We start from the raw sequence: 13,130 nt of genomic DNA, 5'->3' as shown, positions 1-13,130 counted from the left end.
CTCATCCCGCCGCCGTGACGGCGCCCGCCGCGATCCCGGCCGCCGGGTCCCGCCCCGCCAGCGTGTGGGCCACCACGCAGGCGCGGGCGATCGTGGCCGCCCGTGAGGAGCCGTGCGCGACCACGACGGTGCCGCGCAGGCCGAGCAGGACGGCGCCGCCGTGCGTCTGCGGGTCGTAGCGGCGCGCCACCTCGGCGAGCCGGTCGGGTGGAGCGAGGCCGGCGTCGGCCACCATGGTCAGCGCCGTGCGCACGCAGCCTTCGACGTTCTTGAGCACGACGTTGCCGGTGAAGCCGTCGGTGACGATCACGTCCACCGTGCCGGCCAGGACGTCGTGCCCCTCGACCGGGCCGTGGAAGCGCACCGGCAGCTCGCCCAGCAGCTCTTCGGCCTGCCGGGCCAGCCGGTTGCCCTTGCCCGGCTCCGCCGCGATCGACAGCAGCCCCACCACCGGGTCGGCCACGCCCAGCACGGCCCGCGCGTACCCCGCGCCGAGCAGCGCGAACTGGGCCAGCATGGCGGGGCTCGGATCGCTGATCGCGCCGGCGTCCACCAGCACGCTCGCCCCGCCCGGCAGCGACGGGAGCGCCACGGCCAGCGCGGGCCGCAGCACGCCGGTCGCCCGGCCGATGCCGCGCACCGCGCAGGCGACCACCGCGCCGGTGGACCCGGCCGACACCAGCGCCCCGCCCTCGCCCCGTCCGACCAGGTCGCAGCCGATCGCCAGGCTGGAGGCGGCCAGCGCGGTCGCGCCCGCCCCGCGCTCGGTCATGGGCACGGCGTCCTCGGCGTGGGCCACCGCGATCTGGTCCGCGGCGCCGTGCCGCCGCAGCTCCTCGGCCAGCCGCGGCGCCGGGCCGGTCAGGACGACGGGCACGCCGTGCTCGCGGCAGGCCAGCACCGCCCCCGCGACCACCTCGGCGGGCCCGTGGTCGCCGCCCATCGCGTCCAGCACCACGGGGGCCGCGCCGGTCACGGCAGCTCCACGCGGACGCGCCGCTCGGCCCGGCCCGACCCGGCGGAGGCCAGCAGGTGCCGGGCGAAGACGGCGGCCTTGCGGCGGCGCGGCACCCGCACCCGCCCGGCCAGGACGTCGAAGCCGCGGCGCTCGATCTCGGCGAGGATGCCGCCGTACAGCTCGAAGGCGGCGCGCACGCACGGCCGCGAGGAGGCGACGAGCAGGCCGATGCCCTCGTCGGCGGCCCGGTAGTGCTCGCGGGCCCGCCCGGCCTCGAAGGCCAGCAGGTCGCGCACCGCCCGCCGGGCCCGCCGCTCGCCCAGCATGCCGGGCACGACGCCGAACTTGTCCAGGTCCTCCATCGGCAGGTAGACCCGGCCGCGGGCGAAGTCCTCGGCGACGTCGCGCAGGAAGTTGGTGAGCTGGAAGGCCAGCCCGAGCTGGCGGGCCGGCTCGCGGGCCGCCTCCTCGTGGCCGGGCGCCGGCTCCAGCACCGGCAGCATCATCGTGCCGATCGCGGCGGCCGATCCCGACATGTACCCCAGCAGGTCGTCGTAGGTCGCGTACCGCCGCACCGACAGGTCGGCGCGCATCGAGGCGAGGAAGGCGCGGACGTCGCCGTGGTCGATGCCGAAGGAGTGCACGGTGTGCAGGAACGCGGGCAGCATCGGATCGCCGGTCGCCGCCCCGCCCAGCCCGGCCTCGACCTTGGCGGCCAGGTCGTCGAGCGCGCGGGCGCGGTCGCCGCTCATGGTGAAGGAGTCGACGATCTCGTCGGCGTAGCGGGCGAAGCCGTACAGGGCGTGCACGTGCCGGCGTTTCCACTGGGGCAGCAGGCGGGTGGCCAGGTAGTAGGAGCGGCCGTAGCGGGCGTGGAGTTGTCGGCAGCGTTCGTAGCTGGCGGTGAGCGTCAACGGGCCTCCTTCAAGATGCGTTCGGCGGCGAGCCGGCCGGAGATCAGCACCGGAGGGATCCCGACGCCGGGCGCGGTGTACATGCCGGCGAAGTGCAGTCCCGGCACCCGCCGGGCGACGGCCGAGGGCCGCAGCCACGCCGTCTGGGTGAAGCGGTGGTCCAGCGCGAACGGGGTGCCCGCGCTGTGCCCGCGCGCCGCCCAGGCGGGCGGGTCGAGCACCAGCCGGGGCGCGCCGGACAGGTCGCCGTGGCCGAGCGCGGCCAGGCGGTCGAGCAGCCGCGTCTCCAGCTCCGGCCGCAACCGGTCCCAGTCGGCGGTCCGCAGGTTGGGCGCGGGTTCCAGGACGCTGAGCGTGGCCTGTCCGGGCGGCGCGGCCTCGCCGTCCGGCTCGGGATGGGTGATCAGCAGGCTGGGATCGGGTTGCGGACGGCCGGCCGCCAGCGCCGTGAAGGTCTCCCGCCAGGCCCGTCCGAAATGCAGGGTGTGGTGGGCCTGGCCGTCCAGGGGACGGTCCAGGCCGACGTGCAGCACCAGGCAGGAGGGGGAGTGGTGGGGGCGGCGCAACCGCCAGTCGGCCGCCGGGCCGGGCAGCAGCCGCCGGGCGGCCAGGCGGTCGCAGGCCACGACCACCTGCCGCGCCGCGAGCCGCTCGCCGCCCGCCAGCAGCACCCCGGTGACGCCGTCGGAGTCCGTCTCGACCTGGTCGGCGCGGGCGCCGTAGCGGAGGTCGCCGCCCAGCTTCGCCAGCAGGGCCGCCATGGCCGAGGGGATGGCGTGCATGCCGCCGCGCCGCGGGAAGTACACGCCGCCGACGGTGTCCATGTGGGCGATGACGGCGTAGATGCCGAGCGCGCGCTGCGGCGCGAGCCCCACGTACAGGGACTGGAAGGTGTGGGCCTTGATCAGCCGGGGGTCGCGCAGGTGCCGGGCGGCCAGGCGGTCCAGCCGCCGGAAGCCGCCCAGCCGGGCCAGCCGGAGCAGCGCGGCCGGCCGGGCCAGGGCGCGCAGCCGGCTCACGTCCGCGTCGATGAACGCCGGCCACTCCACCCGGAACAGCTCGTCGAGCAGCGCCCGGTAGCGGTCGTAGCGCGCCGCCTCGGCGGGCCCGCACACCGTCCGCACCTGCTCGGCCATCGCCTCGCGCTCGGGCAGGACGTCCAGCCGCGACCCGTCGTCGAAGACCATCCGGTACGACGGGTCCAGGCGGCGCAACGGCAACCAGTGCCGCAGCTCCTGCCCGGCCGCGCCGAACACCTCGGCCAGCACGCCGGGCATGGTCAGCACCGAGGGACCGGTGTCGAAGCGGAACGGCCCGAGGCGGGCGGTGCCGCAGCAGCCGCCGGGCTCGTCGAGCGCCTCCACCACGGTGACCTGACGACCGGCGGCCGCCAGGTGGACGGCCGCGGCCAGCCCGCCCAGCCCGGCCCCGACGACGACCACCGGGCTCATCGGTCGGCCGTCCCACGCACGTGCCCGGCCTGCGAGGTCACCGTGTCCATGCACGCAGCTCCTTCTGTCGCTATGAACAGAATTCGTGCCAGGAGCGCGCCCGGTTGCACGTCACCGGACAACGGGATCAAGCCGGACGCGCCCAGCCATGCGCCCAAGGACCCCGCAAGCGCGAAAAGATAGTCGGACACGTCGAGCGGCAGCGGGAACACCATGGACGAGGACACACCGGTCAGCGAGGAGGACGCGGGGTTCGGCATCGGAGCCGTCTCCCGGCGCCTCGGCATCCCCGCGCCGACGCTGCGCACCTGGAACCTGCGCTACGGCCTGGGCCCCAGCCGCCGCAGTCCCGGGGGCCACCGCCGCTACGGCGCCGCCGACGTGCGGCGGCTGGCCGAGATGAAACGCCTGATCGCCACCGGCCTGGTGCCGGCCGAGGCGGCCAGGCTCGCCCTCGCGCTGCCCGACATCCCTGCCGCGCCGTCCTCCGGCGCGCGGACGGCGGCCGTCCCCTCCGGCGGCCGGCGGACGCCGCGGCCTCCCGGCGGGCCCCCCGCGCCGCGGCAGGTCGTCGCCGCGCTGGCCCGCGCCGCGGTCATGCTCGACGGCAGAGCCGTCGCCGCCCTGGTCGAGGAGACGCTGGCCGCGCAGGGCGTGGTGTGGACGTGGGAGCACCTCTTCCTGCCCGCGCTCGACGTCGTCTGCCGGGGCCAGGACGCGACCGGGTCCGGCATCGACGCCGAGCACCTGCTGTCCGGCCACCTCCAGGCGGCGCTGCACCGCCTCGCCGGCGACGTGCCGCCGCGGTCGGACCGGCCGGTGCTCCTGGCGTGCGCCGAGGAGGAGCAGCACAGCCTTCCGGTGCACGCCCTGGCCGCCGCGCTCGCCGAACGCGGCGTGCAGACCCGCGTGCTCGGCGCCCGTACCCCCTACCCGGCGCTGGCGCACGCGATGCGGCGGCTCGGGCCCGCGGCCGTGTTCGTCTGGTCGCAGCGGGCGGAGACCGGCGACACCGCGCCTCTCGCCGCACTGCCCCAGGTGCGTCCCGCCTGCCGGATCGTCATCGGCGGGCGCGGCTGGCAGGGCCCGGCCCCCGAGGGCGTCGTGCGGGTGTCGACGTTGCCCGACGCCGTCACATGCGTCATGTCGACCCTGATTTGAGCCGCCCTTTCCCCCGATGAGCTTGTGACCGCCTGCCGCGCCTCGATATGAATAAGTTTTGAATAGGTTTTTGCGGTGAGGGGCAGGCGCATGGACACCAGTGACGAGGAAGCGCTCGGCGAGTGCTACCGCACGCACGCTCCCTCCGTGCGCTCCTACCTGCGCCGGTTCGTACCCGCCGAGGAGGTGGAGGACCTGCTGCAGGTCGTCTTCGCCGACGTCTGGCGCTCGCGCGGGCGGTACGACCCCGGGCGCAGCCAGGCCGCGTGGGTCTTCGCCATCGCCCACCGCCGCGCCGTCGACCATCTGCGGGTGCGGCGGTTGCTGACCGTGCCGCTGCAGGAGGCGGGCGATCTGCCGGGACGCGCCCGGCCGGCGCCCGACGCGCTCGGCGACCGCGACCAGATCGACCGCGCGCTCGCCGAACTGTCGGACGCCCAGAGGCAGGCCATCGAGCTGGCCTACTTCGCCGACCTGACCCAGCGGGAGATCGCCGAGCACCTGCGGGTGCCCATCGGCACCGTCAAGGCCCGCATCTCGCGCGGGCTGCACCGGCTCTCGGACCTCCTGGCCGGAACGGCCTGAGCCGACGATGTATACGCCGTAAACGTCCATAGTTTACTCTGTATACATGCGAGCACTGAAGAAGAGGCGGCTGTGGATCGCGGGTCTGGCGGTCGTCGTCGTCCTGGCCGGGGCGGCGGGGGCCGGGGCCTGGTTCGGCAGCGAGCAGTCGGTCGGCGTCGTCCGTCACGGCGCGGCCAACACCGAGGTCCTGGCCGTGCGGGGCGACCTGGTGACGCTCACGCGCACGCCGGAGACCGGCAAGCCGGGCACGTACTGGCTGGAGTGGACCGGCTCGTACGCCATGCTCGGCGACGTCGTCCCCGGCGCCGCCGACCGGGTGACGCGCAAGGTGCTGCGCGGCCACGTCCCCTCGGTCGGCACGCCCGGCTGGTTCGGCAACGTGCCGCCCGGCGATCCCGAGGTGGCCTGGGGGATCGGCTACACCGAGATCATGGTGCCCACCGAACTGGGACCCGCGCCGGCCTGGTACGTGCCGGGCGAGGGCGACACCTGGGTCGTCGCCGTCCACGGCCAGAACGGGCGGCGCAAGGCGGAGCTGAAGGTCCTGCCCGTCGTGCACGGGCTGCGGCTGCCCTTCCTGGACATCAGCTACCGCAACGACCAGGGCGCGCCCGCCTCGCCCGACGGGCTGCTGCACCTGGGCGACTCGGAGTGGCGCGACCTGGAGGCCGCCCTGCGCCACGCGCGAACCATGGGGGCGCGGCGGTTCGTCCTGTACGGCACCTCGATGGGCGGCCAGGTCGTCGGGCAGTTCCTGGACCGGTCGCCGCTGGCGGCCCTGGTCGACCGGGTCGTCATGGACGCCCCCATGATCGACGTCGGCATGACCGCCGAACAGGGCGTCAGGAACCACCACCTGCCCGGCTTCCTGGCCGGGCTGTCGAACCAGGTCGTCCGGTGGCGTACCGGGGTCGATCCGGACCGGCTCAGCCTGATCCGGCGTCCGCCGCGGGTCCGGCCGCCGCTGCTGCTGATCCATACCGTGCCCGACGCCGAGCACCCGATCCAGGAGGCGTACGGTCTCGTGGCCGCGGGCAGGCGGCTGGGGTGGGAGATCCGGTTCGAGTCGTTCGAGCGGGGCGAGCACACGGAGGCGTGGAACGTCGACCGCGCCCGCTATGACCGCCTCGTCCGCGACTTCCTCTCCGGGGACGCCTCCCGGACCTGAGCCCCGGACCGGTGACCGGAGGAACGGGCGTGATCAGCCGCCCGTCGTCAGCGTGACCTTGCCGCGGACGAGACCGCGCTCGGCCTCCCGGTGCACGTCGGCCAGCGCCTCCAGCGGGCGGACGGCCGCCTCGACGTCCACCACGCCCGCGTCGATCAGCGCCACGAGCTCGGCGAGCTGCTCCGGGGCGTTGCGGGCCACGAAGTGGACGGCGCGCGGATGGTCGATCGGCCGGGTGATCGAGACGAACTCCGCGGCCAGCTCCGTCACCGAGTCGGGCACGTCGGCCACCAGGTTGATCAACACGTCGTTGCCGCCCGGCAGGGGGCCGGCGGTGTAGTCCACGACCTCGTCCGCGCCCAGCGCCCGTACGGCGGCGGCGCTGCGCGGCCCGGCGGTGGCCACCACGTACGCGCCCGCGTGCTTGGCCAGCTGCACCGCGAACAGCCCGACGCCGCCGCCCGCGCCGTTGATCAGCACCCGGCTGCCGGGGCCGATGCGGGCGTGCTCGAAGACCGCCTGCCAGGCGGTGAGCCCGGCCACCGGCACGGCCGCCGCGGCCGTCAGCGGGATCCGCCGCGGCGCCCTGGCCAGCACGTCCGCCTTGGCGACCGCGTACTCGGCCGCCGCGCCGTCGATGAGCCCGATCACCCGGTCCCCGGGGACGAGGTCGCCCGCCCCGGTGAGCACGGTGCCCGCGACGTCCCAGCCGAGCGTGTGCGGCAGGGTGCCGCCGAACACCTCCCGCAGCAGGCCCGCGCGCAGCCCCACCTCCGAGGGGTTGAACGACGTGGCGGCCACCTCGATGAGCACCTCGCCGGGGCCGGGCCGCGGCACCGGCGCCTCCTCCACCCTGATCACCGAGGCGTCGCCGTACTCGTGCAGGCGGGCGGCCCGCATGGTGCCGAGGAAGTCCGCGGCGTGCTCGCTCGCCCACGTCCCGAAGTCGCTCGCGGGCACTCCGGTGACCTCCTCCACCGTCCGGGTGGACGGGCCCGGCTCGGTGAGCGCGCGCAGCATGCCGTCCACGGCGGACGCGGGCCAGGCCAGGCCGAGCAGCCGCCGCCTGGCCTCCTCGGCAGGCTCCTCCGACCACCGCACCGGCCGGCCGATCGCCTCGCCGATCAGCCGCGCCTGCTCCCGCTGGGTCAGCGGCCGCGGCCCGGTCAGCGTGTACACCGCGCCGTGGTGCCCTCCGCCGAGCAGCGCGCGCGCCGCGACGGCCGCGACGTCCCGCTCATGGACGGGGGAGAAGACCGCCTCGCCGGACGGCTGCCGCACGACGCCCGTCCGGACCTGCCCGGCCCACCGCAGGGCGTTGGCCGCGAAGGCGTGCGGACGCAGCACCGTCCACTCCCGGGCGGTCCCGGCGATCAGGCGCTCGATCTCGACCTCGTGCGGACGCGCGGCGGCCGAGGACAGGTAGACCACCCGCCGGGCGCCGATCAGCTCCAGCACCTCGCGGGCCCCCTCCGCCGAAGCGAACGGCCACAGCAGGAACACCGCGTCCACCCCGTCGAGGGCCGCCGCCAGCGCGACCGGGTCGGTCAGCTCCCTCGTCACCGCGCGGACGCCGGCGCCCGCCTCCTTCAACTGCTCCACCAGCGGACGGCCGATCGTGCCGGTCGCCCCGCTGACCAGGACTCTTGTCATGCCGTCAACCCTAGGAGCCAGGCGCGAGGCGTCCAATGAGCCTGAGTGCTTGATTCATACGCGATCGTCTTCCGCACTAGACTCCGGCCATGGACGTACTGAGCGACGTGGTCGCCTCCATGCGCATCGGCGTGCCGCGCTCGGCGCGGGTCGAGTGGCCGGCGCCGTGGGGGCAGCGCTTCCCGTCGGCGCCCGGGTCGGCGGGGTTCCAGGTCGTGCTGCGCGGCTCGTGCTGGGCCATCCCGCCGGAGGGCGAGCCGTTCCCGGTCGGCACGGGCGACGTGCTGTTCTTCCCCCACGGTCACGGCTACGGGCTGGCCGACTCGCCCGACCGGCCCCTCCCGGAGCCCGACTGCGACCCCTACGCCCCGGCCGAGCTGTTCTCCTCGGCCTCGCTGGAGGGCGCCGGGCCCGTCACCGTGACGCTCTGCGGCGGCTACCGGCTCGATGCCGGCCGGGCGCATCCGCTGCTCGGCGGGCTGCCCGAGATGATCCACCTGCCCACCGGCCTGGGGCGCAACACCGACCTGCGCGCCGCCGTCGAGCTGCTCGGCAAGGAGATCGACGACCCGCGGCCGGGCGCCGACCTGGTGGTCCCGGCGCTGCTGGACATGCTGCTGCTGTACATCCTGCGGGCCTGGTTCGACGCCTCGGCCGACCACTGCGAGGCGGGCAACTGGGCCGCCGCGCTGGCCGACCCCGCCGTCGGCGCCGCGCTCGACGGCATCCACCGCGATCCCGCCCACCCCTGGACGGTCGAGTCGCTCGGCCGCCGCGCCCGGCTGTCGCGCGCGGCGTTCTCCCGCCGGTTCACCCAGTTCGTCGGCCGGCCGCCGCTGAGCTACCTGACCTGGTGGCGGCTGAGCACGGCCGCGCGCATGCTGCGCGACTCCGACGCCGCGCTGAGCACGGTCGCCGCCGCGGTCGGCTACGGCTCGGAGTTCGCCTTCGCCAACGCCTTCAAACGCGAGTACGGCATGCCCCCCGGCAAGTACCGCCGCGTCGGCTGCCCGCCCCCGGGAGGGGGTGAGCCCGTCCGTGCCGGGTCAGCCGTTGGCCTCCAGCAGACGGGCGCCGAGTGAGGTCAGGTGGTGGTGGACGGCCTGGCCGTTGCGGCGGGTGGCGATCAGCCCGGCGTTGCGCAGCACGGTGACGTGCTCGGAGGCGGTGGAGGCGCTGACCCTGAGCCGCCCGGCCAGTTCGTCCGTACGGCAGCCGTGTCCGCCGACGGCCCGCATCACCCGCGCCCGCGCCCGCCCGACCAGCGCGGCGAGCGTGTCGAAGGCCGGTGACGGCAGCACCTGGCGGCCGCCGTCGGGCATCGGCACCGTGAGCACCGAGCTGCGCCGGTCCCGGGTGGTCGCGATGCCCAGGTAGCGGGGCGAGGCGCCGGAGATCGGGTGCAGCAGCAGGCCGCGTCCGCCGAGATCGACCGTGATCGGCGGCCCGCCCGCGACGACCATGCCGCTGCCGTCCCAGGACAGCCGCGGGCTGAGGGTGCTGAGCGCGGAGCCGAGCCCGATCCGCGCCACCGTCTCCTGGTAGGCGGCCAGGCGGGTTTCGAGCCTCCGGCGCATGCCGGGCCATTCCGGGGCGAGGAAACGGTGGAAGAGCACGTACATGCTGTCGGCCAGGGCCCGGCGGAACCGCGCCGGGTCCATGTCGAGGTCGGGCCGTCCCGGCACCCCGCTGAAGCGCCACAGGTCGCCGCCGAACTCGCGCTCCTCGGGTGGGGTGTCCAGGGCGGCGAGCGCGTCGAGCTCGTCGGAGAGCGCGGCGGTCTCGATCGGCGGGGCCACCTCGGAGGTGACCAGCCCCTCATGCAGGGTGACGCGGGAGGCGCCGCGGTTGAGGATGTCGAGCAGCGGCAGCGTCCGGCGCGGCACGGTTGTGGCGATGTCCCGCCAGATCGAGCCCTTCTCGGTCAGGTCGGGATGATGGACGCTGAAGGCCGCGAAGATCGCGTGGGTCAGGGGCGAGACCACGAACCGGGTGGCCGCGAGGTCGCCCACCTGGAAGTTCAGACGCATGCGCCAATCGTCGCCTGATGATCGATTTCAAGCAATCGTCCGGTTGACGGGAGAGCTCTTCGGTGCCCGGCCGCAGAGATTGTGCGCACCCCGGCGCGCTCCGATCGTGGCAGCGAACGGCCCGCGCCCGCCGCCGAGGAGTCGGGCCGTGCCCGCCGGCCATCTCCTGATACGTCAGGTCGTGCTGGTCCACGACCTGACCCACCAGGTCTGGGGCGCCTGCGCGAGCCTGGACTCCGGCTTGCGCTACACCCCCGACACCACCTCTCGCGCCGACTGGTACATGTGGAGCGGCGAGGGGTCCAACCCCGCCCCCTGCGGCACCGCCTGGTACGCGACGCCGCCCTTCGGACACGTCTGGGACGACGGCTAGACCTGCTCCTCCGGGTCGCCGTCCGCTGCCGGGGCCGGGGCGATCTGCAGCGGTGCCGTGGCCTCGCCGGTGAGCTCGCGCCCCTGGGCCAGGACATGGCCGAGCTGCCTGGCCAGCAGCGGGACGGTCGCCGGCGGCAGGTACGCGTCCGCGCCGGCGTCGAGCAGCCGCCGGACCGGGCCGTGGTAACGGACCCCGAGCTCCGGGTCCTCGATCTCGGTGACGACCACGCGGGCCTTCGGGAACATCGACCGGAGCCCGGCGATCAGCTGCGGGCTGCCGGCGGGCACCAGGAGCACATCGGCCGTCGCCGGGGCGGCGTGCATGTCGAGCACCACGTAATCGGCCCCGAGCCGGTCGGACAGCGCGACCCGGGCGGCGTTCGACAGCTCCATCGCGGTGGCCACGACCGTCACACTGTCGTGGTCGACCGGCGGCGGATCGCCGGGCTCGTCCGGCGCCCCGCGGCCGACGACGGCGCCCTGGACCACGTCGACGGTGCTGGAGATCGTCGCGATCGACGCGCCGTCCCGCGTGAGGACCAGGCTCTCGCCGGGTTCGAGGGCGTCGACGAGCGCCACGACGTCCTCCGGCAGGCGGGCCACGTCGACCCGCGGGGCCGGACGGGCTGCGCGTCGGCGCGTCACCATGCCCGCGCCCCCGAGGCGCCGCCCGAGCGGATCAACATCCGCCACCCCCTTCCGATGCCGTGATCTCGTTGGACGTCCCCGCCCGGCCCTTGGTTCGGGCCGCGCCGAAGTTTCCCCGGATCTAGAGGCCGAAGGCGCCGCCCTCGACGAGGATGAGCAGACCCAGGCCGATCAGGACCACGGGCAGCAGGACGTGCCCCCACCGGCTCAGGGCGCGGGCGACCAGGGGACGGGTGGCGAAGAACCGTCCGGCCGCGCACCACACGCCGACCAGGACGAGGAACACGGCGACGTACCCGCCGGTGCCGCCCGGTCCGGCGGTGGCGAAGACCGGCACGTACACGCCGATGTTGTCGCCGCCGTTGGCGAAGGTGACCGCGGCGACCTCCAGCGTCCTCGGGCCGCCGGGCGGCTCGCCGTCAGGGTCGCCGTCGTCCCCGTCGCGGCGGTTCCGCCACGCCTGCCAGGCGGCCTTGACGCCCAGGACGAGGGGGAGCAGCCCCAGGTACGGGATCAGCGCCCCGGGCAGGAAGGTCGCCCCGAAGCCCGCCGCCACGGCCACCGCCACGAGCGCGAGGAAGCCCAGGTACTGGCCGGCCACGATCCGGACGGCGACGCCCCGCCTGCCCGCGCCCTGGGCGAAGAACAACGCCAGGATCAGGATGTCGTCGATGTTGGTGACGGCGAACAGCCCCGCGGCCTGCCCGACGATGCCCAGATTCACCAGAGGTGGTCCTTCTGTCCGGAGATGCCCGGATGACCCTATCGGGGCGCAGGCGGGCCTGAGAGCCGCCGACGCGACGTCCCACACCGGACGGGTCCGGCCGAGTCCGGCCGAAGGAGACCACCATGCGCGCACGCAGCGCACTCACAGCCGCCGTCCTCGCCGCCGGCGCCCTGACGGTGCCCGGCGGGCCGGCGCACGCCGGGCCGGACCTCCGGGCGGCCGACGGGCCGTGCCGGGCCGAGCAGACCCACCGCGTCGGCGGCGGCGTGTTCAGGTACGAGCAGTTCGGGGCGCGGTCCGTCCGCCCGGCCGGCACCTACCAGCACTGGCACCAGGTCCACATCCGCTGCGGGATCGAGCCGGAGCGCCCCGGGCCCATGGTGGGCGGCACGTCCGTCTCGGAGGAGTGGTGCCCCAAGAACACCCTGCTCCAGGACTACTGGGTCACCCAAGGGCCTCAGGAGGGCTGACCGGCGAGGGGCGGTCAGCCCGCCCGGCGGCCGTTCCCCGCCCGTGCCCAGGCCGGGGCCCACGTCCCGGCCTGGCGCTCGGCCGCCGTGGCGGCGAGGTGGGCGCGCAGGGTGGCCAGCGCCGGGTGCGGGTTGTCGCGGCGCCACAGGAGGGAGTGCGGGTAGACGGGCGTGGGGCCGGTGACCGGGATGCGGCGCAGCCCGTGACCGGCGGGCCAGACGAGCCGGGTCCGGTCGCCCATGAACGTGGCCAGGGCCGGGGTGTCGGCGATGGTGTCGAGGAGCACGTCGGAGCCGAAATTGGGGCCGGTCGCCTCGATGCTGAGGCCGAACTCGGCGACCAGGTCGTCGTAGAAGGCGGTCCACTCCGTGCCGGGGGCGAGGCCGGGCATCCAGATCCGGTGTCCGGCGAGCTGGTCGAGGGTCACCGAGCGGGCGTCGGCCAGCGCGTGGGCGGGGCCGGTGAGGAGGTGGAGGGCCTCGTCGACGACCCAGGCGGACTCGACGTCGTCGGGAAGGGGCCGGCCGGGCATGGCGACGGCGCGGAAGGAGGCGTCGATCGTGCCGGACCGGATGGCGGAGACGGCCGCGTCGATGTCGGACAACATCACCACGTCGAGGTCGATGCCGGGATAGGCGTGATGGAAGCCGCGCATCAGGCCCGACCCCGCGCCGCGCGAGGCCAGCACGTCGACCCGCAGCGGACGGCTGCCCGCCCGTACGGACGCGACCGCCCGCTCGGCGACCCGCAGCAGCTCGCGGGCGTGCGGCAGGAACGCCTGCCCGTCGATGGTGAGCGTGGTGCCGCGCGGGGTGCGGGTGAACAGCCGCACCCCGAGGTCGCGTTCCAGGGCGGCGATGCGCTTGGAGACGGCCTGCTGGGTGACCGCCAGGTCGGCGGCGGCCTCCTGGAACTGCCCCGCCTCGGCGGCGGCGACGAAGGTCCGGACGATGTCGAGGTCCATGCGCACACCTTACGGACACAAC

Annotated in this window: 14 protein-coding genes; 6 read left to right on the top strand and 8 right to left on the bottom strand. The window is 75.3% G+C overall.

Going from position 1 to position 13,130, the window contains the following annotated elements; all coding sequences use genetic code 11:
- Position 1: 1 nt before the first annotated feature.
- From AB0C33_RS48225 to crtI, 3 genes are read right to left on the bottom strand one after another with little or no spacing between them, the layout of a single operon-like run.
- Positions 2-976 (bottom strand): phosphate acyltransferase PlsX, encoded by a 975-nt coding sequence (locus AB0C33_RS48225; RefSeq protein WP_358301609.1) that lies wholly within the window; start codon positions 974-976, stop codon positions 2-4.
- Positions 973-1,872: a phytoene/squalene synthase family protein gene (locus tag AB0C33_RS48220; RefSeq protein ID WP_358301606.1), complete on the bottom strand. Its 900-nt coding sequence runs from the start codon at positions 1,870-1,872 to the stop codon at positions 973-975. Before AB0C33_RS48220 ends, AB0C33_RS48225 begins: the two co-directional genes overlap by 4 nt.
- The gene (gene crtI / locus AB0C33_RS48215) at positions 1,869-3,323 is read right to left on the bottom strand and encodes a phytoene desaturase family protein (RefSeq protein ID WP_358301603.1); all 1,455 of its coding nucleotides are present in this window, start codon (positions 3,321-3,323) and stop codon (positions 1,869-1,871) included. Before crtI ends, AB0C33_RS48220 begins: the two co-directional genes overlap by 4 nt.
- Positions 3,324-3,536: 213 nt before the next feature.
- Here crtI and AB0C33_RS48210 point away from each other — a divergent pair, with 213 nt between their 5' ends.
- From AB0C33_RS48210 to AB0C33_RS48200, 3 genes are all read left to right on the top strand, one after another.
- The gene (locus AB0C33_RS48210) at positions 3,537-4,484 is read left to right on the top strand and encodes a MerR family transcriptional regulator (protein ID WP_358301600.1); all 948 of its coding nucleotides are present in this window, start codon (positions 3,537-3,539) and stop codon (positions 4,482-4,484) included.
- 90 nt (positions 4,485-4,574) lie between these two features.
- Positions 4,575-5,069, top strand: coding sequence for a sigma-70 family RNA polymerase sigma factor (locus AB0C33_RS48205; protein ID WP_358301597.1), 495 nt, complete (start codon positions 4,575-4,577; stop codon positions 5,067-5,069).
- A 46-nt stretch (positions 5,070-5,115) separates the two neighbouring features.
- Complete coding sequence (locus AB0C33_RS48200) at positions 5,116-6,240, top strand: prolyl oligopeptidase family serine peptidase (protein ID WP_358301595.1); 1,125 nt, start codon at positions 5,116-5,118, stop codon at positions 6,238-6,240.
- A gap of 33 nt (positions 6,241-6,273) precedes the next feature.
- Here the strand turns inward: AB0C33_RS48200 and AB0C33_RS48195 are convergent, their stop codons facing one another.
- Positions 6,274-7,893: a zinc-binding dehydrogenase gene (locus tag AB0C33_RS48195; protein WP_358301592.1), complete on the bottom strand. Its 1,620-nt coding sequence runs from the start codon at positions 7,891-7,893 to the stop codon at positions 6,274-6,276.
- Positions 7,894-7,982: 89 nt separating this feature from the next.
- Between AB0C33_RS48195 and AB0C33_RS48190 the strand changes: the two genes are divergently transcribed.
- Complete coding sequence (locus tag AB0C33_RS48190) at positions 7,983-8,975, top strand: AraC family transcriptional regulator (RefSeq protein WP_358301589.1); 993 nt, start codon at positions 7,983-7,985, stop codon at positions 8,973-8,975.
- Here AB0C33_RS48190 and AB0C33_RS48185 read toward each other — a convergent pair.
- Positions 8,940-9,923 carry a hypothetical protein gene (locus tag AB0C33_RS48185; protein ID WP_358301586.1) on the bottom strand — a complete coding sequence of 328 codons (984 nt, stop codon included), beginning with the start codon at positions 9,921-9,923 and terminating at the stop codon, positions 8,940-8,942. The two genes, AB0C33_RS48190 and AB0C33_RS48185, sit on opposite strands and share 36 nt — an antisense overlap.
- Before the next feature lie 148 nt (positions 9,924-10,071).
- Between AB0C33_RS48185 and AB0C33_RS48180 the strand changes: the two genes are divergently transcribed.
- Positions 10,072-10,296, top strand: coding sequence for a hypothetical protein (locus AB0C33_RS48180; protein WP_358301584.1), 225 nt, complete (start codon positions 10,072-10,074; stop codon positions 10,294-10,296).
- On the opposite strand, the gene AB0C33_RS48175 is transcribed toward AB0C33_RS48180, so the two are convergent.
- Complete coding sequence (locus tag AB0C33_RS48175; RefSeq protein WP_358301581.1) at positions 10,293-10,946, bottom strand: hypothetical protein; 654 nt, start codon at positions 10,944-10,946, stop codon at positions 10,293-10,295. The genes AB0C33_RS48180 and AB0C33_RS48175 overlap by 4 nt on opposite strands.
- 121 nt (positions 10,947-11,067) lie before the next feature.
- Complete coding sequence (locus tag AB0C33_RS48170) at positions 11,068-11,670, bottom strand: cadmium resistance transporter (protein WP_358301578.1); 603 nt, start codon at positions 11,668-11,670, stop codon at positions 11,068-11,070.
- 125 nt (positions 11,671-11,795) lie between these two features.
- Between AB0C33_RS48170 and AB0C33_RS48165 the strand changes: the two genes are divergently transcribed.
- Positions 11,796-12,143: a hypothetical protein gene (locus tag AB0C33_RS48165; RefSeq protein WP_358301575.1), complete on the top strand. Its 348-nt coding sequence runs from the start codon at positions 11,796-11,798 to the stop codon at positions 12,141-12,143.
- A gap of 14 nt (positions 12,144-12,157) precedes the next feature.
- On the opposite strand, the gene AB0C33_RS48160 is transcribed toward AB0C33_RS48165, so the two are convergent.
- Positions 12,158-13,108, bottom strand: a complete 951-nt coding sequence (locus tag AB0C33_RS48160) for a LysR family transcriptional regulator (protein ID WP_358301572.1) — start codon at positions 13,106-13,108, stop codon at positions 12,158-12,160.
- Between the last annotated feature and the right edge of the window lie 22 nt (positions 13,109-13,130).

The sequence above is a fragment of the Nonomuraea sp. NPDC048881 genome (assembly GCF_040649795.1).
Lineage (GTDB): Bacteria > Actinomycetota > Actinomycetes > Streptosporangiales > Streptosporangiaceae > Nonomuraea.
This window is presented reverse-complemented; position numbering and strand designations above follow the sequence as displayed.